Genomic DNA, 22390 nt, shown 5'->3' with positions numbered 1-22390 from the left:
GGCATCGCGGAGTCCAGCCCCTGATCACCCCCGCATGGGGCACACTGGAGGTTTGGCCGCCCGCGCCCGGGTGGGCCGCCCATGTCTGAAAGGGACGTGCGTGAACGGGCCTCTCATCGTCCAGAGCGACAAGACACTCCTTCTCGAGGTCGACCACGAGCTCGCCGGAGCCGCGCGGCGTGCCATCGCGCCCTTTGCCGAGCTGGAGCGGGCTCCCGAGCACATTCACACCTACCGGATCACCCCGCTCGGGCTGTGGAACGCCCGGGCCGCCGGGCATGACGCCGAGCAGGTCGTCGACGCGCTCGTCGAGTTCTCGCGGTATCCCGTCCCGCACGCCCTGCTCGTCGACGTCGCGGAGACGATGGCCCGCTACGGCCGGCTCACGCTCTCCAAGCACCCCGTGCACGGGCTGGTGCTGACCAGCACCGACCGGCCGGTGCTGGAGGAGATCCTGCGGTCCAAGCGGATCACCCCGCTCGTCGGGGCGCGGCTCGACGCCGACACCGTGGCCGTGCACCCCTCCGAGCGCGGGCAGATCAAGCAGACGCTGCTCAAGCTGGGCTGGCCGGCCGAGGACCTCGCCGGGTACGTCGACGGCGAGGCCCACGAGATCGACCTGGCCGAGGACGGCTGGGCGCTGCGTCCGTACCAGCAGCAGGCCGTCGAGGGGTTCTGGCACGGCGGTTCCGGTGTGGTCGTGCTGCCCTGCGGCGCGGGCAAGACGCTGGTGGGCGCCGGGGCCATGGCGAAGGCCAAGGCGACCACGCTGATCCTGGTCACGAACACCGTCTCGGCCCGCCAGTGGAAGCACGAGCTGGTCAAGCGGACCTCGCTGACGGAGGAGGAGATCGGCGAGTACTCCGGGACCCGCAAGGAGATCCGGCCCGTCACGATCGCCACGTACCAGGTCCTGACGACCAAGCGGAAGGGCGTCTACCCGCACCTGGAGCTGTTCGACTCCCGCGACTGGGGCCTGATCGTCTACGACGAGGTGCACCTGCTGCCCGCGCCGGTGTTCAAGTTCACCGCCGACCTCCAGGCCCGTCGGCGCCTGGGACTGACGGCCACGCTCGTCCGCGAGGACGGGCGCGAGTCGGACGTCTTCTCTCTCATCGGGCCGAAGCGGTTCGACGCCCCGTGGAAGGAGATCGAGGCGCAGGGCTACATCGCGCCCGCCGACTGCGTGGAGGTCCGGGTGAACCTGACCGAGTCGGAGCGCCTCGCCTACGCGACCGCCGAGACCGAGGAGAAGTACCGCTTCTGCGCGACGACGGCGACGAAGCGGAAGGTCACCGAGGCGCTGGTGCGCAAGCACCGGGGCGAGCAGACGCTGGTCATCGGCCAGTACATCGACCAGCTCGACGAGCTGGGCGAGCACCTCGACGCGCCCGTCATCAAGGGCGAGACCTCCAACGCGCAGCGCGAGAAGCTCTTCGACGCCTTCCGCCAGGGCGAGATCAGCGTGCTGGTCGTGTCGAAGGTCGCGAACTTCTCGATCGACCTGCCCGAGGCGACGGTCGCGATCCAGGTGTCGGGTACGTTCGGCTCCCGCCAGGAGGAGGCCCAGCGGCTGGGCCGGGTCCTGCGCCCGAAGGCGGACGGCCACGAGGCGCGGTTCTACTCGGTGGTCGCGCGCGACACCATCGACCAGGACTTCGCGGCGCACCGCCAGCGCTTCCTCGCCGAACAGGGCTACGCCTACCGCATCATGGACGCCGACGAGCTGCTGACGAGCGACTGAGCCCTTCGGGGCCCGCCCGTCAGCGGCGTATGACGCCCGCGTCCTCGGCGTACTCGCCGAGGACGACGACGCTCACGGCAGCCGCGGCGAAGATTTTGGCGGCCCGCAGCAGGCCGCCGAAGCCGTGGCGCGTGCGGACGTGTGAGGTGGCGGTGGCGCCGCGCGGGACGCCGCCCTGGACCGGGGTGAAGGTTGCGGTGCTCATGTGTCCATGGTGCGTTCGCGCGGGCGCCGCGGCATCGCCCTGGGGGCGGAACCTCCGGGCCTCCGGCGTCCTCCTCCGGGCTCATGGAACCCCCTAGTGGCTCTGCCCGAAGTCTCACACCCCTGGGTATGACACCCGTTCGGAGGACCCCGGAATTCATTCGCGCGGCCCCGCCGCGGTGACTACAATCGCCGCTCTTGCCGCCTCCCGCCGCACCACCGGGGAGAGCCGCCCACCGGACGGAAACCGGTGGGCCATCTGTTCCGTACCAGCAGCTGGAGGCAGTCCCGTGCCCGCGCACGCCCCCGAATCCGACCCAGGCTCCGATCCCCTCGCCCGCGAGCGCTCCCACCTCACCGCCTCCCGCGCCGCGCTCCGCGCCATGCGCGAGGACGTCGAGGCCCTCGACATCCGCGACGTCACCGCGAACTGGGTCAACGCGATCGTCCTCCAGGCCCAGATCGACGACCGGATCAAGGCCCTCGCCGACCTCGCCCACACCCCCCTCTTCTTCGGCCGCCTGAACTACCTGCACGCGCCCGGTGCGGAGCTCGCCGAGGGAGCGGAGGGCGAGCAGTTCTACATCGGCCGCCGCCACGTCCACGACGCCGGCGGCGATCCGATGGTCATCGACTGGCGCGCGCCCGTCTCCCAGCCGTTCTACCGGGCGTCCAAGACCGATCCGCAGGACATCGCGCTGCGCCGCCGGTTCGGCTACACCGGCGGCGAGCTCACGGCGTACGAGGACGAGCACCTGTCCGACCCCTCGGAGGCGGCCGCGGTCAGCAAGCTGCTCCAGCAGGAGATCGAGCGCCCGCGCGTCGGTCCCATGCGGGACATCGTCGCGACGATCCAGCCCGAGCAGGACGAGATCGTCCGATCCGGCCTGTCCGGCTCCGTGTGCGTGCAGGGCGGTCCCGGCACCGGGAAGACGGCGGTCGGCCTGCACCGGGTGGCGTACCTGCTGTACGCGCACCGCGACCGGCTCGCCCGGACCGGCACCCTCGTCATCGGGCCGAACCGTTCCTTCCTGCACTACATCGAGCAGGTCCTGCCCGCCCTGGGCGAGTTGGAGGTCAAGCAGGCCACCGTCGACGACCTGGTGGCGCGCGACGGCCTGGAGGTACGCGGCACGGACGCGGCCGAAACGGCCGTGGTCAAGGGCGATGCCCGGATGGCGGAGGTGCTGCGCCGCGCGCTCGCCTCGCACGTCACACAGCCCGCCGAGGCGCTGATGGTGGTACGCGGTTCGCGCCGCTGGCGGGTGCCCGCGTACGAGATCGCCGAGATGGTCGAGGAGCTGCAGGAGCGCGACATCCGGTACGGAGCCGCCCGCGAGGCGCTGCCGCGGCGGATCGCGCACGCGGTGCTCGTACGGATGGAGCAGGCGGGCGAGGCGCCGGACGACCGCGTGCAGGACGCGGTGGCGCGCAACGCGGCCGTGAAGGCGGCGGTCAAGGAGATCTGGCCGCCGGTCGAACCGGCGAAGCTGGTGCTGCGGCTGCTGTCGGACCCGGATTTCCTGGCGCTGCACGCGGCGGACGTGCTGACGGCGGACGAGCAGAAGCTGCTGCTGTGGCCGAAGCCGTTCCGGAGCGTGAAGTCGGCGCAGTGGTCGGCGGCGGACCTGGTCCTGATCGACGAGGCGGCCGATCTGGTGGAGCGGACGCCCTCGCTGGGCCACGTCGTACTCGACGAGGCCCAGGACCTGTCGCCGATGCAGTACCGGGCGGTGGGGCGGCGCTGCACGACGGGGTCGGCGACGGTGCTCGGCGACCTGGCGCAGGGCACGACCCCGTGGGCCACGCGCAGCTGGGACGAGGCGCTGGCCCACCTCGGGAAGCCGCAGGCGGTGGTGGAGGAGCTGACGGCGGGCTTCCGCGTGCCGCGCGAGGTGATCGCGTACGCGTCGCGGCTGCTGCCGGCGATCTCGCCGGGGCTGGCTCCGGTCTCCTCGGTACGCGAGACTCCGGGGTCGTTGCGGATCGCGGAGACGGCGGACCTGACGGCGGCGGTGGTCGAGGCGTGCCGGGCCTCGCTGGTGCACGAGGGGTCGATCGGGCTGATCGCGGCGGACGCCCGTGTTCCGGTCCTGGCGGAGGCCCTGCGGGGGGCGGGGCTGGCGTACCTGTCTCCCGGCGAGGAGACGACTGCGGAGTCCCGGCTGACCCTGGTCCCGGCCTCCCTGGCCAAGGGTCTGGAGTACGACTACGTGGTGCTGGACGAGCCCGCCGCGATCGTTGACGGCGAGCCGGACGAGCGGACCGGCCTGCGCCGCCTGTACGTCTGCCTCACCCGAGCCGTCTCGGGCCTCACGGCCCTCCACTCGGCCCCGTTGCCGGCGGCCCTGGCCTGACCCCCCTGCGGGCCCGCTCCTGGGGCTCCGCCCCAGACCCCGCGCCTCAAACGCCGGCGGGGCTGGATCTTGGCTGATGCCGCCTGCCAAACGTAGCCCGGCCACAATTCAGCCCCGCCGGCGTTTGAGGCGCGGGGGTCCGGGGGCAGCGCCCCCGGCAACGGTGCCGCACCCGTCAGGACAGGGCGGCTCGCCATTCCGCGACGGCCTCGGCAGAGACGGGGCGGCCCCACCCGGAGGGACGGGCCGCGCCGCCGATGTGGAAGGCGTCGATGCCCGCCCCGCGCAGCACCGGCACGTGCGACAGCGTCAGGCCCCCGCCGACCAGGATCCGCGGCCCGTACCCCGGCTCGCCCCGCCGCGCGGCCTCGGCGATCAGCACCGGCAGGCCCTCGTCGACGCCTGCCGCCGAGCCCGCCGTCAGGTAGGTGTCCAGGCCGGGCAGGTCCGCCACCGCCTTGCGCAGTCCGTCGCGGTCCGCCGCGCGGTCGATCGCCCGGTGGAAGGTCCAGCGGCAGCCGTCCAGCTCCGCCACCACCGCCTCGACCGCCGCCAGGTCAGGGGTGCCGTCCGGGTTCAGGAACCCGAGTACGAACTCTTCCGCGCCCTCGGCCCGCAGCTCCCGCGCCGCCTCCACCAGCCCGGAGACCTCGCCCGCCGCGAAGCCGTCCGTCTTGCGGATCATCACCCGCAGCGGGATGTCGACCGCCGCCCTGATGGCCGCGAAGGTCTCGCGCGGCGGGGTGAGCCCGTCGGCGGCCATGTCGGTGACCAGCTCGAGCCGGTCCGCCCCACCGGCCTGGGCCGCGATCGCGTCCTCCGCGTCGAGGGCGATCACCTCCAGGAGCGCACGGTTGCTCATTCGATCCCATCCTTCGAGAAGCTGCACGGAAATTGCGTGATAGGTCTAGTCCAATATCCAGGGTACGGGCCTCCGCCCGCGCTCCACCAGCACAATCACGCCACCCCCACAATGTGCCCATGGACACAGACACCCCGCACAGCGACACCGCGGCCCTGCGCGCCCGCTGGCAGGCGGCCGCCACCGCCGCCGGCGCCCCCGCCGACCGGGACGCCGCCCCCTACGCCGACCGCCTGCTCACTGCCTGGGCGGAGCCGCAGCGCCGGTACCACACCACCGCGCACCTGGCCGACGTACTGGCACGGATCGACGTACTTGCGGGGCACGCCGCCGACCCCGCCGCCGTCGAGCTGGCCGCCTGGTTCCACGACGCCGTCTACCGTCCCGACCGCTCCGAGAACGAGGAGCGCAGCGCCGCCCTCGCCGAGCGGGCCCTGCCCGAGCTCGGCATAGACGCCGCCCGCACCGCCGAGGTGGGCCGGCTGGTCCGGCTCACCGTCACGCACGACCCCGCGCCCGGCGACACCAACGGCGAGGTGCTCTGCGACGCGGACCTCGCCGTCCTGGCCGGAGCGCCCGAGGCGTACGCCGCCTACGCCGCCGCCGTGCGCGCCGAGTACGCCTTCGTGCCGGACGACGCCTTCACCGCCGGCCGCGCCGACGTGCTCCGGCAGCTGCTCGCCCTGCCGCGGCTCTTCCGCACCCCGTACGGAGCCGCCCACTGGGAGGCCCCGGCGCGCGCCAACCTCGCCGCCGAGCTGGCCCGGCTCGCCCCGCGGGGAATGTGATCGCGTTCGCGACGGTTGGAGACAGTCATGCCCGCAGATGCCGCACGCCGCCCCCGCATGCCCGTAGCCGTCTACGTACTCGGCCTCTCCGTGTTCGCGCTCGGCACCAGCGAGTTCATGCTCTCCGGACTGCTGCCGCCGATCGCGCGGGACATGGGCGTCACCATCCCGCAGGCGGGCCTGCTCATCTCCGCGTTCGCGATCGGCATGGTCGTCGGGGCGCCGCTGCTGGCCGTGGCCACGCTGCGCCTCCCGCGCCGCACCACCCTCATCTCCCTCATCAGCCTCTTCGGCCTCGGGCAGGTCGCGGGCGCGCTGGCCCCCTCGTACGAGCTCCTCTTCGCCTCCCGCGTGGTCTCCGCCCTCGCCTGCGCCGGCTTCTGGGCCGTGGGCGCGGCCGTGGCCATCGCCATGGTCGACAAGGACCAGCGGGCCCGCGCGATGGCCGTCATGATCGGCGGCCTGTCCATCGCCAACGTCCTCGGCGTGCCCGCCGGAGCCTTCCTCGGCGAGCACCTGGGCTGGCGCTCGGCGTTCTGGTCGGTCGGCGCGGCCTCCGCGATCGCCCTCGCCGGCATCCTGGCGCTGATCCCGAAGATCCCGCTGCCCGCCGAGAAGCCCTCGCTCGGCCGCGAGCTGCGCATTTACCGCGACCGCCAGGTGTGGCTCTCCATCGGCATCACGGCCCTGGCCGCGGGCGGCGTGTTCTGCGCCTTCAGCTACCTGTCTCCGCTGCTCACGGACGTGGCCGGGCTGGACTCCGGCTGGGTCCCGTGGATCCTCGGCCTCTTCGGCGTGGGCGCGCTGGTCGGCACCACCATCGGCGGGCGGGTCGCGGACGCGCACCTGTTCGGCGTGATGATCTGGGGCATCACCGCCTCGACCGTCTTCCTGGCCGCGCTCGCCCTCCTCGCGTCCGTCCAGGTCGCGGCGATCGGCCTGTCGTTCCTGCTCGGCGTCTCGGCCTTCTTCACCGCCCCGGCGCTCAACGCCCGCATGTTCAACGTGGCCGGCGCCGCCCCGACCCTGGCCGGGGCCACCACCACCGCCGCCTTCAACCTCGGCAACACCGGCGGCCCCTGGCTCGGCGGCACCGTCATCGACGCGCACCTCGGCTTCGCCGCCACCGCCTGGGCGGGCGCGGCCATGACCGTCACCGCGATCGCCCTCACGGCGATCGCGCTGCGCCTGCACCGCCGCACCCCGGCCCCGGCCACCCGCCTGGTCGCCTCGGGAGGCGCCGCAGCCCCGGCCACGGGTCAGCCGCAGGCCGTGGACCGCCTCTGAACCGCCCTCAGTGCGCCGTGAAGAGCATCGAGTGGCCGCGGTTCGGGTTGGCCGTCGCGTTCAGCGTCTGACCGGCGGGCATCGTGGAGACGTGGACTTCGTACACGGCCTTGGGCGTGAGCGCGGCGGCGACCGGCATCGCGAGCCGCTGGGGTGCGGCGCCGGCCCGGATCGTCCACGTCCTCGGCCCCCCGGCGGGGAACACGTACGTGTTCCCCGGCTGCCCGACCAGCCAGAGGCTCACCGTCACGTCCTTGGGAACGGTCGCCCTGACGAAGGCCACCATGGTGACCTGCTTCCCGTCCTGCTCGTAGCAGACCGTCTCGAGGACGTCCTGGACATTGGTAGTCGTGTGTTCTGCCCCGCACGACGGTCCGGCGCTGCCCGCCGAGGGCGTCGCAGCCGGTTTCTGGGAGGCGGGCGCGGCGGCCGGCGCCGCCGAAGCGCCCGGCGGCGCGGAACCGCTCACCGGCGGCGAGGGCGTGGGCGAAGGTGACGGCGAGGGCGACGGCCCGGACGCGGCCGCCTTCCCCGGCTCCGCCGACCCGGCCGCGCCGACCGGATCGCCCCGGCCGTCCCGTCCGTCGCCGCCCGGGCGGTGCAGGGCCAGCGCCACGATCGCGACCATGGCCACCAGGGCGAGCGCCCCGACCCCGGCCCAGACACCGGCCCGGTGGCCGCCCCCACCCGCCGCGCGGTCCGCGGGCGCCCGGGCCGGCTCCGGCCGGGCGGGCCTCGGCGGCGTGAAGACCTGTGCGTTGCCCCCGAGCGGCTGGATCAACAGGCTCACGGGGGTCTGGGCCCGCCCCCGGGACTGCCCGCCCGCGGCGGCGGTGAAGTGCTCCTTGACGTGACCGACGAGTGCCTCGAGGTCCGGGGTGAGCTTCGGCGAGTGCTCCTCCAGCCAGCCCGTGACGACCGTCGAGAAGTCACCGGACCCGCCGGCGACCGTGCCCTGGCCGGCGACCTGCCCGGCGGCCGCGGCGAACAGCGTGAACTGGGTGACGGCTTCCCGCCGGCCGGCCGGGAAGGCCGCGAGCGCCGGTCCCGGCTGGTCCTCCACGTGGCGGTGCTCGATGAACAGGGCGCAGGAGTCCACCAGGAAGACGTGCTGCGGGAAGCGCGTCACGTCCCGCCCGGTCAGGTGCTCCTGGAGGTTGGTCAGCTCGATGCAGCGCCGGTCCGCGTCCGAGGCGTCCGGGCACAGCAGCAGGCGCCGGTTGCCGTGGTCGAGCACGCCGTGGCCGCCCCAGTAGACGAACAGCACATCGCCCTCGGGGACGGCCCCCCGCGGTGTGAAGTGGTCCATGATGCGGTCGCGCGAGCGGACGTACGTGGGCTCCAGCCCGATGGCGTCCGCCGCCTCGTTCAGGCCGGAGTGCGAGCCGGGAGCCGCGGCCAGCAGCAGCGTGATGTTGGCCGCGGGGACGCCCCGCTGCCGCAACCAGCGTGCGAAGCGCACGGCGTCGGCGCAGGCCCCCACGAGGTCCCACCCCGCGTCCACCCGCGGGTAGTGCTCGATGCCGACCACGACGGCGTGGACGCGCGTCGGGTCGGAGACGGTCAGCTCAGCCATGTGTCGACGGCGTTCCAGACGTCGGGGTTCGACCAGTACGTGGTGTGGGCCGAAGGGAAGGGCTGCCGGTTGTCGACCTTCCGGTCGTGGGCCCGGCCGGGAAACACCTTGGCGGCCCGGTACGAGAGCCAGTCGCGCTCGTCGTAGATGTTCAGCCACTTCGCCGGGAAGCCGGGCGGCAGGGTCTCGGGGTGCTCCAGCGACACCAGGGCGCCGATCTCGTAGAGGTACGGCGCCTGCGAGCCCACGGTGATCAGCTGGTCCACCCGCTCCAGCCGCTCGCGTACCAGCAGGTCGACGCAGGCGACCCCGCCGAGGCTGTGCGCGATCACGGTGACCGCGTCCCCCGGGGTGTTCTCCAGCGTCCGCTTGATCTGATCGCGCACGCCCTGGCCGCGGGCCTGGTAGCGCAGGATGTCGCCCGTCATCGGCAGAGCGGCGTCGCCCCATCGGCCGCGACGCTTGCGTGCCAGCCGGCCGGCGCCCGCAAGGGCCGCCTTCCAGGCCTTGCCCTTCAGCGACCGGCCCTCGGTGGCCAGCTCCGAGCCCAGCGAGGCGAGCAGCGCGTCGCGGACCATCCCGGAGACCTCGACGCCGCGGTCCTCCGCGAGCGAGAGGGTCAGGGCGAGGACGGCGCGGGCGAAGGCGGCCCGGTGCTCGAACCCGTCGGCGTCCGCCGTGCCCGCGGCGTCGCGCACCTCCGGCGCCCGCGCGGCGGTGCGCAGGGCCTCCGCGAAGTCCCCGGCCAGCCCCCGCGCGCCGAAGGCCTCGAGGAGGGCGGGCGAGGGGGCGTACTCCGTGACCTCGGCGAGGAACTGCTCGGAGGGCGTCGGCCCCCGGCCCAGCCCCGCGGCCGAGGGCCGCTGCAGGCCGAGCAGCCGCAGCTCGTACCAGGGGTCGTCGTAGAGGATGCCCCAGAGCCCGACCTCGGCGTCCTCGTCGCGGGTGCCGCCGCCCGTCTGCCGGTAGCCGGGGACGGAGTCCCCGCCGAGGGCCATGGCCGCCCCCTGCTCGCGTCCCCAGAAGCAGCCGCGGAGCTCGATGCCGGGACGGATCCGGTCGAGTCCGGCGCGGACCTCGTCCAGGCTCTGCTTGTACGAAGCCTCGCGGACTCCGGTCCCGTGTACGAACAGCACTGACCGACGCACGATCCCCCTCAAGCTCATACGAGTGGCCGAACCGCGGTCATCCTAATGCAGCAAATTCCCCTGAACGCAGGAGAGATGACGGGCATTCAGGCCATCGGCGGGCGATGTTTCGGCCGTCGCAGCCCGGCGTCGGTGAGGCGGCGGACGAGTTCCTTGCTGCCGATCTCCACCGCGCCCGCGTCGACCGCGTCCGCGTAGCGGTGGGAGGGGACGTCGTAGTGGTCCCGTTCGAAGGCGCGGGGCGGGCAGCCGATGGCCGCCGCGAACGCGTGCAGCTCCTCGTACGAGACGTCGCTGATCAGGTGCGACCACATGCGGCCGTGGCCCGGCCAGGTCGGCGGGTCGATGTAGACGGTCACCGGTGGAGGACGGGGCCGAGGCCGCCCACCGCCGCCACTCTCACGCCCGCCTCCGAGCACACCCAGTGCGGGTCGGGTCCGAGCTCCGGCTCCACGTCCAGGGCGTGCGGCTCGCCGTGCGCGCAGACCGGGCACAGCGGCCAGCGCCCGTACTTCTCCAGCAGCGCGTCCTGCACGTCCTGGGCGACGAGTCCGGCAAGGCAGCCGACTCCCTCCGGCCACTGCTCCACCCACCACCGGCGGTGCGTGACCGAGTCCTCGACGAGGGAGACGACATCGGCATCGGCGACCTCGCCGGCGGCGAGATCGGCGAGAACAAGGGCACGGGCGACGTGCAGCGCCTGCTCCAAGGGGGTCGCGTGGTCCATGGGCTCATTGTGGACCCGCGCGGCCCCTGTGGCGAAGGTCCTCTTTCCGAGGGCCTTGTGGCGCCTTGCCCCTCGTCCCGGCTGAAAATAGATTTCACATGTGAGCGACATGCCGAAGGAAACTTTCAACCCGCCGGACGCAGCCGAGCACGACTCGACCCCGCCGGCCCCGCCGGCCCACGCGCTGCGGGCGCGCGTGCGCGGGCTCGGGCCCTCGATGACCCGCTCCATGCAGGCCGTCGCCGAAACCGTCGCCTCCGACCCCGCCGGCTGCGCCCGGCTCACCGTCTCCGCCCTCGCCGCCCGCACCGGCACCAGCGAGGCCACCGTCGTCCGCACCGCCCGCCTCCTCGGCTACCGCGGCTACCGCGACCTGCGCCTCGCGCTCGCCGCCCTCGCCGCGCAGCAGGAGTCCGGCGCCGCCCCGGCCGTCACCGTCGACATAGCCGTCGACGACCCACTGGCCGACGTCGTCGCCAAACTCGCCCACGAGGAGGCGCAGACCCTCGCCGACACCGCCGCCGGACTCGACCTGACCCAGCTGGCCGCCGCCGTCTCCGCCCTGGCGACCGCCCGCCGGACCGACATCTACGGCATCGGGGCCTCCGCCCTCGTCGGCCAGGACCTCGCCCAGAAACTGCTGCGCATCGGCCTGGTCGCGCACGCCCACAGCGACCCCCACCTCGCCGTCACCAACGCCGTCCAGCTGCGCCCCGGCGACGTGGCCGTCGCGATCACCCACTCCGGCTCCACCGGCGACGTGATCGAGCCCCTCCGCACGGCCTTCGAGCGCGGCGCCACGACCATCGCCCTCACCGGCCGCCCGAACGCCCCCGTCGCCCACTACGCCGACCTGGTCCTGGTCACCTCCGCCGCCCGGGAGACCCAGCTGCGCCCGGCCGCCATGTCCAGCCGCACGAGCCAGCTCCTCGTCGTCGACTGCCTCTTCGTCGGCGTCGCGCAGCAGACGTACGAGACCGCCGCCCCCGCCCTCGCCGCCTCGTACGAGGCCCTCGCCCACCGCCACACCGCCCGCTGAACCGCGCACCGACCAGCCAGGAGCCCCGCACATGACCGCGTACGCCGCTCTCCGCGCCCAGCTGGAGACGCTGACCACCGAGGCCTTCCGTCCCGAACTCGCCGAGATCGACCGGCTGCCCACCCTCGACATCGCCCGCACGATGAACGCCGAGGACGCCACCGTCCCGGCCGCCGTCGCCGCGCAGCTGCCGCGGATCGCCGACGCGATCGACGCGATCGCGCAGCGGATGGCCCGCGGCGGCCGGCTGGTCTACGCGGGCGCCGGCACGGCCGGCCGGATGGGCGTCCTGGACGCCAGCGAGTGCCCGCCCACCTTCAACACCGACCCGGCCGATGTCGTCGGCCTCATCGCGGGCGGCCCCTCCGCCATGGTCAGGGCCGTCGAAGGCGCCGAGGACTCCGAGGAGCTGGCCGCCGAGGACCTCGGCGCGCTGGGGATCGGGCCGGACGACACCGTCATCGGCATCTCCGCCTCCGGCCGCACCCCGTACGCGATCGGCGCCGTCGCGTTCGCCCGTACGCGCGGCGCGCTCACCGTCGGCCTGTCCTGCAACGCGGGCTCCGCGCTCGCCGCGGCCGCGGACCACGGCATCGAGGTCGTCGTCGGCCCCGAACTGCTCACCGGCTCGACCCGCCTGAAGGCGGGCACGGCGCAGAAGCTCGTACTCAACCTCATCTCGACGATCACGATGATCCGGCTCGGGAAGACGTACGGGAACCTGATGGTCGACATGCGCTCCTCGAACGAGAAGCTGCGCGCCCGCGCCCGCCGCATCGTGGCGCTGGCCACCGGCGCGCCCGACGCGGAGATCGAGGCGGCGCTGACCGCGACCGGCGGCGAGGTCAAGCACGCCATCCTCGTCGTCCTCGGCGGCGTCGACGGCCCGCAGGCCGCGGAGCTGCTCGCCGCCTCGCAGGGCCACCTCCGCGCGGCCCTCGCCGCGGCCCCCGCCCGGCCCCAGACCCGCTGACGTCCCCTCCCCCTACGGCAAGGCGACCCCCACATGCCCACTGACAAGAACCGCGCCACAGCCGCCGCGATCCTTCCCCTGGTCGGCGGCCCGGACAACATCGCATCCATCGCGCACTGCATGACCCGGCTGCGCATCGGCCTGCTGGACCGCTCGCTGGTCGACGACGAGGCCCTGCGGGCGCTGCCCGCGGTCCTGGGCGTGGTCGAGGACGACACCTACCAGATCGTGCTGGGTCCGGGTACGGTCGCCCGCGTCACCCCGGAGTTCGAGGCGCTGGTCGAGGAGGGCCGCTCCGCCGCCGCCCACCCGGTCACGGCGGACGAACTGGCCGCTCACGGCGCGGCGTTGAAGGAAGCCCGGAAGGCCCGCAACGCGACGCCCTTCAAACTGTTCCTGCGCCGCGTCGCGAACATCTTCGTCCCGCTGATCCCGGCCCTCATCGGCTGCGGCATCATCGCCGGGCTGAACGGCGTCCTGACGAACGCGGGCTGGCTGCCCGGCGTCGTCCCGGCGCTCGCCGCCATCGCCTCCGGCTTCATGTCGCTGATCGCCGTCTTCGTCGGCTACAACACCGCCAAGGAGTTCGGCGGTACGCCCGTCCTCGGCGGCGCGGTCGCCGCGATCATCGTCTTCCCCGGCGTCGCGAAGATCACCGCCTTCGGGCTGGAGCTCAAGCCCGGCCAGGGCGGCGTCCTCGGCGCGCTCGCGGCGGCAGTACTCGCGGTGTACGTGGAGAAGTGGTGCCGCAGGTGGGTCCCCGAGGCCCTGGACGTGCTGATCACCCCCACCCTCACGGTCCTGGTCTCGGGCCTGGCCACGATCTTCGGCCTGATGTTCCTCGCGGGCGAGGCCTCCGCCGCCATCGGTACGTTCGCCAACTGGCTGCTCGCCACCGGCGGCGCCTTCGCGGGCCTGGTCCTGGGCGGCCTGTTCCTGCCCCTCGTGATGCTGGGCCTGCACCAGGCCCTCATCCCCCTCCACACCACCCTGATCGAACAGTCGGGCTACACCGTCCTGCTGCCGATCCTCGCCATGGCGGGCGCGGGCCAGGTCGGCGCGGCCATCGCGGTCTACTACCGGCTCCCGCGCAACGGCTCGCTGCGCACCACCATCAAGTCCGCGCTCCCGGCGGGCTTCCTGGGCGTGGGCGAACCCCTGATCTACGGGGTCTCCCTCCCCCTCGGCCGCCCGTTCGTCACCGCGTGCATCGGCGGCGCGGCGGGCGGGGCCTTCGTCGGCCTGGCGAACCAACTGGGCGTGGCCTTCGGCTCCACCGCGATCGGCCCCTCGGGCTGGGCCCTGTTCCCTCTGCTCAACGGCACGTCGGGGCCGGCCGCCACGCTCGCCGTCTACGCGGGCGGCCTGGCCGTCGGCTACCTGGTGGGCTTCCTCGCCACGTACTTCTTCGGCTTCACCCGCCAGATGCTGGCCGACCTGAACACCGATCCGGAGCCGGCGCGGACCACGGACGGCCCGGAACCCGCGAAGGAACCCGCCCTGACCTGACCGGCATGATGGGGCCATGACCGTCGACCCCCTGGCTCCCGTGGTCCCGCCGGGCAGGCTGCACGCCCTGCCCCAGCCGGAGTTCACCCTCCCCGGCGGGATGCTGCTGCGCCCCTGGGGCCCGTACGACGCACCCGCGCTGGTCGAGGCCTGCCGCGACCCGGAGATCCAGCACTGGAACCGCCCCGGCCTCCTCACCGAGCCCGGGGCCGCGGACCGCATCGCCCGCTGGGAGGCCCGCCGACAGGCCGAGGCGTCCGTGGTCTGGGCGGTCGCGCCCGCCGCGGGCGGCCTGCCCGTCGGCCTGATCGGCCTCGCCGACCTCGATCTCGCGGGCGGCAGCGGCGAGTTCCTCTACTGGCTGCTGCCCGCCGGGCGCGGCGGCGGCGTCATGGTGCACGCGGTCGACCGCGTCGGCCGCTGGGCCTTCGAGGACCTGGGCCTGCACCGCCTGCGGATCACCCACTCCGTGGCCAACCCAGCCTCCTGCGCGGTAGCCGCAAAGGCGGGCTACCCCCTGGAAGGCACCATGCGCGGCGCCCTCCTCCACGCGGACGGCTGGCACGACGAACACCTCCACGCCCGCCTGCGCACCGACGCCCCGGTGTGAGCCGGGAAATCGGGAGACCGGGTCAATTGGGGGCCGGGCTCGCCGCCCTCTGGGTGGAGCGGGCCTTCTCCAGGAGCTCCTTGTAGGGCGTCTGCGCCGTGGCGCCGCGCACCTGCGTGAGACCGTACCGCTCTTCGGCCTCTTCGTTCGCGTACGGCAGATTGGGGTCGAATGTTATCTGTTCACCTGGTGGTGACACATCCACTTTGATGTGCGGCCACTCGCCGCCGCCGAGCTTCCACACGGTGATGACCCGCGGGCCGCGGGTCACGTTCAGGATTTCACTGCTGTTCGAGATCTCGGTCCGGTATCTGGATTTCGCATTGGGCGGATCCCCTTCCTCGCGGCGCTTTTCGAGACTCGGGCCCTCCAGCTTCGAGCGCTCGTAATCATTGGTCATCATCATTCTGTCTTTCCTGATCACGTACACCTCGGTCTGGGCCCTGAGGGCTTCATAACCGCGCACCGCCGGTGCGTCGATCGCAACGACCGCGTCCTGCGCCACCTCTTCCCCCGGATTCAGCACCCGGCCCGCCGGCTGAACGAACTCGCCATCGTAGATCAATTTATTGTCGGCCATCTGCACGTCCGGGGGACTGGCAGGCGCGCCGTGGATCCAGAAGATGCTGGCGAGCACGTAGACGGGAACCTCTCCGGCGTTCTTCACGTACATATGGACCGTCACATACATCGGCGCCCCGGGCTTTTCTATGTTCGACTCCGTGAATTGGGCCCCGCTCTGTATCAGCGGGGTCCTCACATAGGGAACATAGACCTGTGAGTACGCCAGGTTGGCGGCGGCGAGAAGGGTGGAAATGATCACCCCGATCGCAAGCTTCCTGGGAATGCGGAGGCCCTTCCCCGCCCGGCATATGACCAGTTCCAACAGAGCCGCCGAAGACCAGACGACGAGGGCTATCCCCATCACGGTGTACTCGGTGAAGCGTTCGCCGATCTGCAGCAGAAGGACGGAAATGCTACAGAACAGGGCGATCAAGACTCCGACCAGAACGACGGCCCCCGAGTGGCGCCACCGCCGAATTTCCCAGAAGTCGACCGCGGCCACGCCGGCGATTGCCTCCACCACGGCCACGATGACAATGGTGGCTCCGGCGATGCGTCCGCCATAGGTCAGGGCATCACCACTGTCCGCCCATCCGATCTCCCAGAGCGGCCATGCGGTCAGGAAGAGGCCGGCGGCCACGCAGAAGCCGGTGGTTCGCCGCATCCACGCCGGGTCTTCCGGCCAAACATTGCTGTCCGCGCCGATCCAACGAAGGGGGTGTCCGTCCGGCACACCTTCACGACTCAGGAGTTTCTTGAGTTCCTTCTCGGACCAGACCCTGCCCACCGGCCTGCCGTCGATCAGAACCTTCCGCCAGCCGAGGTCATCCGGCGCTCCCACGGTCACGACGCGCGTGTTCGCCATGACACCAGCCTGCCGCTTGTCCGCGCGAGGCGCTCCCGGAGCACGGACCCCGTCAGCACCCCCGGGGTCAGGGTGCGCCCGGCGCGGCGCAGGGGGAAGCTGGTGGTGAGGTGTTGGTGTCCCTCGTCCCCAGGGGAGCTCCCATGCGTACACGACTTCTCGGCTTCACCGCCGCCCTCGTCCTGGCCGCTTTCGGCGCCGCGGTTCCCGTTGCGCAGGCTGCCGTACCGGTTGTCACCGGACCGGACTGCGTGGCGGACGGCGGAAAGGTCGAGTACGACGCCACCGTCGGCCTGTACAGGTGCGTAGGCGCCACCGAATACGACAACGAGCTCATCACCAAGAGCTGAGCTCAGCAGGCGGTCACCCGGCCGGGGTAGGCGTCGCGGTGGGGGGCGGGGTCGCGCCCTTCTCTATGGAGAGGGCCTTTTCCAGGAGTTCCGGGTAGGGCGTCTGCGCCATGGAGCCGCGTTCCTGCGAAAGACCGTACCGCTCGATGACTTTTTGATTCAGAGGCGGCCTGTCGGATTTGAACGCTATGCGCTCGTCCGGCGGGGACACATCCACAAGGACCGTAGGCCACATAGGGCGGTCCAACCTCCACACCGTTACGCGCTGCGGGCCGCGGGTCACGTTCAGGATCTCACTGCTGTTCGACATCCCGGTTACGTACTTGTACTTCGGATTGGCCGGATCGTCCTTCGTCAAGGATTCCTTCAGCGTCTTACCCGACACCCTGGACTTCTCGTAGTCCCCGGTCAATTTCATTCTGTCTTTCCTGATCACGTACACCTCGGTCTGAGCGGTGAGAGCCTCATACTTGTGAGGACTCGGATCCTTTATCTCGACGACCGCATCCTGGGCCACTTCTTCCCCCGGATTCAGCACGTGACCGTCCGGGCTGACGAACTCGCCGTCGTAGATCAATTCGGATTTGTCAGCCTTGTCGGCCAACTTACTTCTCGCCGGCTCGCCACGGACCCAGTAGGCGCTGCCCAGGATGTAAACGGGCACCTCACCGGAGTTCTTCACGTACAGATGGACCGTCACGAGAAGCTTCGTCCCCCCGGCCTCCAGGTTCGACTCCTTGAACGAGGCCCCCGTCAGGATCAGCGGCGTCGTCACGTAAGGAACATAGATCTGCGCATACGCCAGGTTCGCAGCGGCCAGAAGGGTGGAAATGATCAACCCTATGGCGATCTTCCTGGGAATACGGAGGCCTTTCCAAGCCTCGCTCTTGAAAAGCACGAACAGGGCCACCAGCGACCAGATAACGAGGACTATCCCGACCACGGTGTAATTGGTGAACCTCTCCCCGATCTGCAGTACAAGGAGGGCGACACTGCAGAGGAGGGCGATCACGACTCCCACCAGGACGAGCACGCCCGAATAACGCCACTGGCGCTTGTACCAGTAGTCCAGGGCGGCCACGACGGACAGCGCCTCCACCATGGCCACGACAAGGATGCTGAGTCCGGCGATTCGTCCGCCGTACGTCAGCGCATCGCCGCTGTCCGACAAACCGATCCGGAACAGCGGCCATGCCGTCACAGCAAGGCCGGCGACCATGAACAAGCAGGTGCCTCGACGCAACCACGTCCGGTCCGGCCAGACGGTGCTGTCCTCGCCGAGATAGCTGATGTCGTATCCCGGTGCCACACCGGCACGATCCAGGATTCTTCGGAGTTCTCTGAGGGATCGGGCCCTGCCCACGCGCTCGCCGTCTACCAGGACCTTCCGCAAGCCGCGTTCATCAGGCGCCCCCACCACTACCTTCGGCGTCTTCGCCATAACTCCAGCCTGCCGCTTGACCGCCTGCGGCGCCTCTCGCGCGCCCCCGTGTGCGCCCCCTGCCGACGTGCACCCGCCGCGCCGCAGAGGGAAGCTGGTCGTGAGACGTGTTGGTGTCACCCGCTCCCGGAGGAGCTCCCATGCGTACCCGAATCCTCGCGTTCACCGCCGCTCTCGTACTGGCCGCTCTCGGCGGCGCAGTCCCCGTCGCACAGGGCGCCGCACCGGCCATTCCCGGACCGACGTGCACGGCCGCCGAGGGGACGGTGGAGTACGACTCCTCCACCGGCCAGTGGACCTGCAAAGGCGGCGAGCACGACGGCGAACTCATCACCGAGAGCTGAAACTCAGCAGGCGGCGGTGCGCAGGAACCGCACCAGGTCATCGGCGCTGTAGCCGAGCTTCGGGCCGCGCTCGGCGGCCATCAGCAGCAGCTGGCCCACGATCTCCGCGCCCCAGCCGTCCGTACCGTCCGGCGACCATTCCCACAGCTTCTCGATGCCGAGGTCGGACATGAGCAGCCCGTGCTCCGCCCGGATCTCCCGGCACGTCTCGGCGACGGCATCCAGCAGCCGCGCGCCCGGCCGCTCGCAGCGGAGCCCGACGTACCCGCCGACGTCCTCGACGACGCACCCCTCCGGCGGCCTCGACTTGAGCCCCTCGTAGCGCGGATCGTCGAAGCCCGGATGCTCCCCGACCGGGCAGTGGATCAGCGTGAACCGCTGTCGGCCCGGCGGCGGAGGCGGCAGCGGCCGCCGCGCCGTGAGCCCGAAGGCCTCATGGACCAGCGCCGTCGCCTGGTCCGCCGTATCGGCCGATCGCGTCTCCCGCCGGTCCCCGTCGTCCCCGACCGCGGTCCACGGCCCGCTGCCCTCGTCGCGCCGCACGCGCACGGAAAGTCCCGTACCCCTGCGCTTCCACCCGCCACTGACGAGTGCGGCTTCCAAGGCGTGCAGCTTCCAGCCGAGTTCGAAGCCGAACTCCGCGGCCTCGACCGCCTCGCTCACGCGCGCACCCGCTCGTGGAGCACGGCGGCCAGCCGGAGCGCGGTGTCCACGTTGCAGCGGCCGAGGTCGACCAGCGGCAGCCCGTACGTACCGGCCGCGGAGACCTGGTCCACGTCCAGCGACGGGAAGACCACCCCCACCCCGTCGAGCGCGCCCTTCAGCTGCCGCACGGCCTCCTCGGCCGTGAGCATCCGCTCCTTCGCCGTCATCACCATGACATGTCACCTTTCCACTCTGAGTGTTCGGCTTCTGTACTCAGAGTGGCGACGCGCTCGCTAGCCTTCAACCACGGCCACCCAGCAACCGCATCTGTTGGACCGGGAGTTGCCATGGCAGGAAAGAACCTCGATCCGTCCTCCTCACCCCGCGCCATGCTCGGCGCCGAACTCCGCGTCGCCCGCGAGCGGGCCGGCCTCAGCCAGGCGGAGCTCGGCGAACCGCTCTTCGTGAGCGGGTCGTACATCGGCCAACTCGAAGCCGGTACGAGGCGCATGCGGCTCGAACTCGCCCACCAGATAGACGAAGTACTCGGCACCGGCGGCTTCTTCGCCCGCAACTGCGGCGCCCTGGCCAAGTCCAAGTTCCCTGACCACTTCGCCGAAGCGGCTGAGGCCGAAGCGGAGGCGGTGGAAATCCGGGAGTACGCGCCCCTCGTGATTCCTGGGCTTCTCCAGCAGGAGGCGTACGCGCGTGAGGTCTTCCGCGCCTACCAGCCGACCGCGACGGACGAGGAAATCGACCTGCTGACCGAGGCTCGACTGGATCGTGCCGCGATCCTCTCGGATCCAACAACGCCTCTGTTGTGGTGTGTCCTAGACGAGGCGGTGCTCCGCCGGATCGTGGGCGGCGCAACGGTGATGGCCGAGGCCCTACGCCACGTCGCCACCCTCATCCGGTCACGGCGGATCATCGTGCAGGTACTCCCGTTCAAGGCAGGCGCCCACGCGTCGATGGGCGGGTTCCTCCAGTTGATGTCCTTCGGAGACGCTCCGCCGCTTGCCTACGTCCAAGGCAATGGAACAGGGCTGCTATTGGACGATCCAGCCACCGTCGCCCGACACTCCCTGACCTACGATCTGCTCACGGCCAGCGCGCTCGCACCCCGGGAATCGCTGGCCCTGATCGAGTCCGTGGCGGAGGATTACGCACATGACCAGCACGCCTGAGTACGACCTGTCGATGGCCACATGGCACAAGTCCAGCTACAGCGACGGTAGCGGCGGAAGCTGCGTGGAAATGGCCACCTGGCGCAAGTCCACCTACAGCGACGCCAGCGGCGGCAGCTGCGTCGAAGTCGCCGACGGCCACCCCGACCTCGTCCCCGTAAGGGACTCCAAGCAGCCCGAAGGCCCGCACGTGGTGTTCCACGCACGGGCCTGGGCCAGCTTCGTCGCGACCCTCTGACGGTCAGAGACCCGCGGTGAACAGCAGCTCGTTCGGCGTGCCCTTGCTGACGGAGGTCAGGGCGTCCTTGGTGGACTCCTCGCCCAGGAAGTTGGCGATGTCCGCCGGGAGCTCGTTCGGGTGCGCCTGCTTGTAGAGCGCGACGACACCGGCGACGTGCGGCGCGGCCATGGACGTACCGTTCAGGGCCACGCTGCCGCCGCCCAGCTTCGCGGAGACGATCTCCTGGCCGGGTGCGTAGAGGCTGACGCACTGGCCCCAGTTGGAGAAGGAGGTCTCCTCGTCCCAGCGGTTGCTCGCCGCCACCGTGACCACGCGGGACGCGGACGCGGGCGAGACGTTGCAGGCGTCCTGCGCGTCGTTGCCCGCCGCGATGACCGGCAGGACGCCCGCGTCGGAGAGGGCGTTGACCGCGTTGTTGAGGGCCTCGGACCTCGGGCCGCCGAGGGAGCCGTTCAGCACCGCCGGCTGCGTGGCGTTCTTGGCCACCCAGTCCATGCCGGCGATCATCCCGGCGTAGGTGCCCTTGCCGTCACAGCCGAGGACGCGCACGCTGACCAGGTTCGCCTTGCGCGCCACGCCGTACGTGGAGCCCGCGACCGTGCCCGCGACGTGCGTGCCGTGGCCGTTGCAGTCCTGGCCGTTGCGCCCGTCGCCCATGGCGTCGTAACCGGCCTTCGCGCGCCCGCCGAACTCGGTGTGCGCGTAGTCGATGCCGGTGTCGAGGATGTACGCCGTCACCCCGGAGCCGTTGTTGTTGACCGTGAAGTTGCTGTCCAGCGGCAGCTGCTGCTGGTCGATCCGGTCCATGCCCCAGGACGAGGACGGCGCCCTGCTCGCGCTCGGCGCGACGGGGACCGGCACGGAGGCCACCTTCGTGTCCTCCTCGACCGCCTTCACTCCGAGGCTCACCCGGACGATGTCCAGCTGGAGCGGGGTGAGGGGTACCGCGAAGCCGTTGAGGGCCGACCCGTAGACGTGCTTCGGCTTCAGCTTCAGCTTCTCCGCCAGCTTGGCCGCGTCCACGCCCTTCTCGAGGGTCACGATGTACTGACCGGGTACGGCGTTGGCGGACGTCTGCAGCGGCACCGGGGTCGGCTCGGGCGCGGCGGCGGACGCCGTACCGGCGACCACCGGGGCGAGGGCGAGGAGGGCGGCGGTTGCCACGCGTGCGATCAGGCGCATGAGAGGAACTCCCGAAGGGGGAAAGGCCGACATGGGGGAGCCGCCCCCGTTCGACGCGGAACACGTTGCGGAGGGCGGCCGTCCCCTTCATCGGTCGCCCTCCGAGCTGAACTTAAACAGCACGGTCCGCTTGGCCGATGGGCCCGACGGCAACCCGGAGCCGGGCTCCGCACCTGGTTGAAAAAAGGATTCCTGCCAGTTGACGTCCGGGGCCTGCCACCTGCCGGAACGCCCGCGCAGGGCAGGTCCGGGGCCCGACAAGTTCACCCGTACGGGGATCACTCACGCACCCGTCGAGGGGGCGCACTCGTTGTTCACCTCCGCCCGCGTCCGCCACACCGCCGGGGGTCGTTGACCGGCCCGGCGGCGCGTGATGCCCTCGCCGTCATGCGCACTCGTCCGACCTGGGCCCTGCCGACGGCCGTCGCCGCTGCCGCACTGGCCGCCGTAGCCGTCCTGCCCGCCCACGCCTCCCCCGCCTCCCCCGCCTCTCTCGCCGAGCCCGCCCCAGCCTCCACCGCGGCACCCGCCGCCGAGTGGCCGACGTACATCGTCACCGTGCGGCGCGGCCTCGACCCGACCGTCGTCGCGGACGCCCACGGCATCACCCCGGTCCACGTCTACCGCGAGGTGACGAACGGCTTCGCCGCCCGGCTCTCCCCCGAGCAGGTCGAGGCCCTGCGGGCCACCGCCCTCGTGGAGTCGATCGAGGAGGACGGGGGCGCGTCCTCCTTCGGCACGGCCGTCTGA

The 22390-nt window shown here is 71.7% G+C and carries 24 protein-coding genes; 13 read left to right on the top strand and 11 right to left on the bottom strand.

The annotated features are described in order from the left end of the window. The first annotated feature begins 100 nt into the window (after positions 1–100). Entirely contained in the window at positions 101–1744 is a 1644-nt protein-coding gene (locus ACIPUC_RS25595) for a DNA repair helicase XPB (protein ID WP_446592448.1), read from the top strand. A 19-nt stretch (positions 1745–1763) separates the two neighbouring features. On the opposite strand, the gene ACIPUC_RS25590 is transcribed toward ACIPUC_RS25595, so the two are convergent. Next, positions 1764–1949, bottom strand: coding sequence for a hypothetical protein (locus ACIPUC_RS25590; protein ID WP_446592447.1), 186 nt, complete (start codon positions 1947–1949; stop codon positions 1764–1766). 289 nt (positions 1950–2238) lie between these two features. Here ACIPUC_RS25590 and ACIPUC_RS25585 point away from each other — a divergent pair, with 289 nt between their 5' ends. After that, positions 2239–4305, top strand: coding sequence for a HelD family protein (locus ACIPUC_RS25585; RefSeq protein ID WP_446592446.1), 2067 nt, complete (start codon positions 2239–2241; stop codon positions 4303–4305). Positions 4306–4480: 175 nt separating this feature from the next. Here the strand turns inward: ACIPUC_RS25585 and ACIPUC_RS25580 are convergent, their stop codons facing one another. Next, positions 4481–5167, bottom strand: a complete 687-nt coding sequence (locus ACIPUC_RS25580; RefSeq protein ID WP_446592444.1) for a copper homeostasis protein CutC — start codon at positions 5165–5167, stop codon at positions 4481–4483. A gap of 119 nt (positions 5168–5286) precedes the next feature. Here ACIPUC_RS25580 and ACIPUC_RS25575 point away from each other — a divergent pair, with 119 nt between their 5' ends. Both ACIPUC_RS25575 and ACIPUC_RS25570 read left to right on the top strand, forming a co-directional pair. Then, entirely contained in the window at positions 5287–5955 is a 669-nt protein-coding gene (locus ACIPUC_RS25575) for an HD domain-containing protein (protein WP_446592443.1), read from the top strand. A 57-nt stretch (positions 5956–6012) separates the two neighbouring features. Continuing rightward, positions 6013–7242, top strand: a complete 1230-nt coding sequence (locus ACIPUC_RS25570) for a Cmx/CmrA family chloramphenicol efflux MFS transporter (RefSeq protein WP_446592664.1) — start codon at positions 6013–6015, stop codon at positions 7240–7242. A 7-nt stretch (positions 7243–7249) separates the two neighbouring features. On the opposite strand, the gene ACIPUC_RS25565 is transcribed toward ACIPUC_RS25570, so the two are convergent. The 4 genes from ACIPUC_RS25565 to ACIPUC_RS25550 form a co-directional block, all read right to left on the bottom strand. Then, positions 7250–8818 (bottom strand): caspase family protein, encoded by a 1569-nt coding sequence (locus ACIPUC_RS25565; protein WP_446592442.1) that lies wholly within the window; start codon positions 8816–8818, stop codon positions 7250–7252. Then, positions 8806–9966: a hypothetical protein gene (locus ACIPUC_RS25560; RefSeq protein WP_446592440.1), complete on the bottom strand. Its 1161-nt coding sequence runs from the start codon at positions 9964–9966 to the stop codon at positions 8806–8808. The genes ACIPUC_RS25565 and ACIPUC_RS25560 overlap by 13 nt, the downstream gene beginning before the upstream one ends. 86 nt (positions 9967–10052) lie before the next feature. Beyond that, positions 10053–10325, bottom strand: a complete 273-nt coding sequence (locus ACIPUC_RS25555; RefSeq protein ID WP_446592438.1) for a DUF4031 domain-containing protein — start codon at positions 10323–10325, stop codon at positions 10053–10055. Further along, positions 10322–10693 carry a hypothetical protein gene (locus ACIPUC_RS25550; protein WP_446592436.1) on the bottom strand — a complete coding sequence of 124 codons (372 nt, stop codon included), beginning with the start codon at positions 10691–10693 and terminating at the stop codon, positions 10322–10324. Before ACIPUC_RS25550 ends, ACIPUC_RS25555 begins: the two co-directional genes overlap by 4 nt. Before the next feature lie 109 nt (positions 10694–10802). Here ACIPUC_RS25550 and ACIPUC_RS25545 point away from each other — a divergent pair, with 109 nt between their 5' ends. From ACIPUC_RS25545 to ACIPUC_RS25530, 4 genes are read left to right on the top strand one after another with little or no spacing between them, the layout of a single operon-like run. Next, positions 10803–11732, top strand: coding sequence for a MurR/RpiR family transcriptional regulator (locus ACIPUC_RS25545; RefSeq protein WP_446592663.1), 930 nt, complete (start codon positions 10803–10805; stop codon positions 11730–11732). Between the two features lie 31 nt (positions 11733–11763). Then, a complete protein-coding gene (murQ, locus tag ACIPUC_RS25540; RefSeq protein ID WP_446592434.1) occupies positions 11764–12705 on the top strand; it encodes an N-acetylmuramic acid 6-phosphate etherase in 942 nt (313 codons plus the stop codon). A gap of 33 nt (positions 12706–12738) precedes the next feature. Further along, positions 12739–14214, top strand: coding sequence for a PTS transporter subunit EIIC (locus ACIPUC_RS25535; protein WP_446592433.1), 1476 nt, complete (start codon positions 12739–12741; stop codon positions 14212–14214). 16 nt (positions 14215–14230) lie between these two features. Beyond that, a complete protein-coding gene (locus ACIPUC_RS25530) occupies positions 14231–14824 on the top strand; it encodes a GNAT family N-acetyltransferase (RefSeq protein WP_446592431.1) in 594 nt (197 codons plus the stop codon). Positions 14825–14846: 22 nt separating this feature from the next. Here ACIPUC_RS25530 and ACIPUC_RS25525 read toward each other — a convergent pair whose 3' ends face one another. After that, positions 14847–16253 carry a hypothetical protein gene (locus ACIPUC_RS25525; protein WP_446592430.1) on the bottom strand — a complete coding sequence of 469 codons (1407 nt, stop codon included), beginning with the start codon at positions 16251–16253 and terminating at the stop codon, positions 14847–14849. Between the two features lie 143 nt (positions 16254–16396). Here ACIPUC_RS25525 and ACIPUC_RS25520 point away from each other — a divergent pair, with 143 nt between their 5' ends. Then, the gene (locus tag ACIPUC_RS25520) at positions 16397–16603 is read left to right on the top strand and encodes a hypothetical protein (RefSeq protein ID WP_446592429.1); all 207 of its coding nucleotides are present in this window, start codon (positions 16397–16399) and stop codon (positions 16601–16603) included. A gap of 13 nt (positions 16604–16616) precedes the next feature. Here ACIPUC_RS25520 and ACIPUC_RS25515 read toward each other — a convergent pair whose 3' ends face one another. Then, the gene (locus tag ACIPUC_RS25515) at positions 16617–18044 is read right to left on the bottom strand and encodes a hypothetical protein (protein ID WP_446592428.1); all 1428 of its coding nucleotides are present in this window, start codon (positions 18042–18044) and stop codon (positions 16617–16619) included. Positions 18045–18184: 140 nt separating this feature from the next. Here ACIPUC_RS25515 and ACIPUC_RS25510 point away from each other — a divergent pair, with 140 nt between their 5' ends. Next, on the top strand, positions 18185–18388 hold the full coding sequence (locus ACIPUC_RS25510) for a hypothetical protein (protein ID WP_446592427.1): 204 nt from the start codon (positions 18185–18187) through the stop codon (positions 18386–18388). Between the two features lie 3 nt (positions 18389–18391). On the opposite strand, the gene ACIPUC_RS25505 is transcribed toward ACIPUC_RS25510, so the two are convergent. Continuing rightward, positions 18392–19051 (bottom strand): hypothetical protein, encoded by a 660-nt coding sequence (locus ACIPUC_RS25505; RefSeq protein WP_446592426.1) that lies wholly within the window; start codon positions 19049–19051, stop codon positions 18392–18394. Then, positions 19048–19266, bottom strand: coding sequence for a hypothetical protein (locus tag ACIPUC_RS25500; protein ID WP_446592425.1), 219 nt, complete (start codon positions 19264–19266; stop codon positions 19048–19050). The genes ACIPUC_RS25505 and ACIPUC_RS25500 overlap by 4 nt, the downstream gene beginning before the upstream one ends. Before the next feature lie 114 nt (positions 19267–19380). Between ACIPUC_RS25500 and ACIPUC_RS25495 the strand changes: the two genes are divergently transcribed. Continuing rightward, positions 19381–20217, top strand: a complete 837-nt coding sequence (locus ACIPUC_RS25495) for a helix-turn-helix domain-containing protein (RefSeq protein WP_446592423.1) — start codon at positions 19381–19383, stop codon at positions 20215–20217. Next, entirely contained in the window at positions 20201–20455 is a 255-nt protein-coding gene (locus tag ACIPUC_RS25490) for a DUF397 domain-containing protein (protein ID WP_446592422.1), read from the top strand. The genes ACIPUC_RS25495 and ACIPUC_RS25490 overlap by 17 nt, the downstream gene beginning before the upstream one ends. A 3-nt stretch (positions 20456–20458) precedes the next feature. Here ACIPUC_RS25490 and ACIPUC_RS25485 read toward each other — a convergent pair whose 3' ends face one another. After that, positions 20459–21640 (bottom strand): S8 family peptidase, encoded by a 1182-nt coding sequence (locus ACIPUC_RS25485; protein WP_446592421.1) that lies wholly within the window; start codon positions 21638–21640, stop codon positions 20459–20461. A gap of 387 nt (positions 21641–22027) precedes the next feature. Between ACIPUC_RS25485 and ACIPUC_RS25480 the strand changes: the two genes are divergently transcribed. After that, positions 22028–22390: a protease inhibitor I9 family protein gene (locus ACIPUC_RS25480; protein ID WP_446592420.1), complete on the top strand. Its 363-nt coding sequence runs from the start codon at positions 22028–22030 to the stop codon at positions 22388–22390.

The sequence above is a fragment of the Streptomyces sp. LARHCF249 genome (assembly GCF_052871255.1).
This window is presented reverse-complemented; position numbering and strand designations above follow the sequence as displayed.

Excerpts from the sequence above, each read along its gene's own strand:
- ACIPUC_RS25520 (WP_446592429.1), top strand. The coding sequence starts at position 16,397 with ATGCGTACACGACTTCTCGGCTTCACCGCCGCCCTCGTCCTGGCCGCT.
- ACIPUC_RS25495 (WP_446592423.1), top strand. The coding sequence starts at position 19,381 with ATGGCAGGAAAGAACCTCGATCCGTCCTCCTCACCCCGCGCCATGCTC.
- ACIPUC_RS25570 (WP_446592664.1), top strand. The coding sequence starts at position 6,013 with ATGCCCGTAGCCGTCTACGTACTCGGCCTCTCCGTGTTCGCGCTCGGC.
- ACIPUC_RS25580 (WP_446592444.1), bottom strand. The coding sequence starts at position 5,167 with ATGAGCAACCGTGCGCTCCTGGAGGTGATCGCCCTCGACGCGGAGGAC.
- murQ (WP_446592434.1), top strand. The coding sequence starts at position 11,764 with ATGACCGCGTACGCCGCTCTCCGCGCCCAGCTGGAGACGCTGACCACC.
- ACIPUC_RS25510 (WP_446592427.1), top strand. The coding sequence starts at position 18,185 with ATGCGTACCCGAATCCTCGCGTTCACCGCCGCTCTCGTACTGGCCGCT.
- ACIPUC_RS25485 (WP_446592421.1), bottom strand. The coding sequence starts at position 21,640 with ATGCGCCTGATCGCACGCGTGGCAACCGCCGCCCTCCTCGCCCTCGCC.
- ACIPUC_RS25515 (WP_446592428.1), bottom strand. The coding sequence starts at position 18,044 with ATGGCGAAGACGCCGAAGGTAGTGGTGGGGGCGCCTGATGAACGCGGC.
- ACIPUC_RS25575 (WP_446592443.1), top strand. The coding sequence starts at position 5,287 with ATGGACACAGACACCCCGCACAGCGACACCGCGGCCCTGCGCGCCCGC.
- ACIPUC_RS25535 (WP_446592433.1), top strand. The coding sequence starts at position 12,739 with ATGCCCACTGACAAGAACCGCGCCACAGCCGCCGCGATCCTTCCCCTG.
- ACIPUC_RS25565 (WP_446592442.1), bottom strand. The coding sequence starts at position 8,818 with ATGGCTGAGCTGACCGTCTCCGACCCGACGCGCGTCCACGCCGTCGTG.
- ACIPUC_RS25590 (WP_446592447.1), bottom strand. The coding sequence starts at position 1,949 with ATGAGCACCGCAACCTTCACCCCGGTCCAGGGCGGCGTCCCGCGCGGC.
- ACIPUC_RS25490 (WP_446592422.1), top strand. The coding sequence starts at position 20,201 with ATGACCAGCACGCCTGAGTACGACCTGTCGATGGCCACATGGCACAAG.
- ACIPUC_RS25545 (WP_446592663.1), top strand. The coding sequence starts at position 10,803 with ATGCCGAAGGAAACTTTCAACCCGCCGGACGCAGCCGAGCACGACTCG.
- ACIPUC_RS25530 (WP_446592431.1), top strand. The coding sequence starts at position 14,231 with ATGACCGTCGACCCCCTGGCTCCCGTGGTCCCGCCGGGCAGGCTGCAC.
- ACIPUC_RS25500 (WP_446592425.1), bottom strand. The coding sequence starts at position 19,266 with ATGGTGATGACGGCGAAGGAGCGGATGCTCACGGCCGAGGAGGCCGTG.
- ACIPUC_RS25525 (WP_446592430.1), bottom strand. The coding sequence starts at position 16,253 with ATGGCGAACACGCGCGTCGTGACCGTGGGAGCGCCGGATGACCTCGGC.
- ACIPUC_RS25480 (WP_446592420.1), top strand. The coding sequence starts at position 22,028 with ATGCGCACTCGTCCGACCTGGGCCCTGCCGACGGCCGTCGCCGCTGCC.
- ACIPUC_RS25550 (WP_446592436.1), bottom strand. The coding sequence starts at position 10,693 with ATGGACCACGCGACCCCCTTGGAGCAGGCGCTGCACGTCGCCCGTGCC.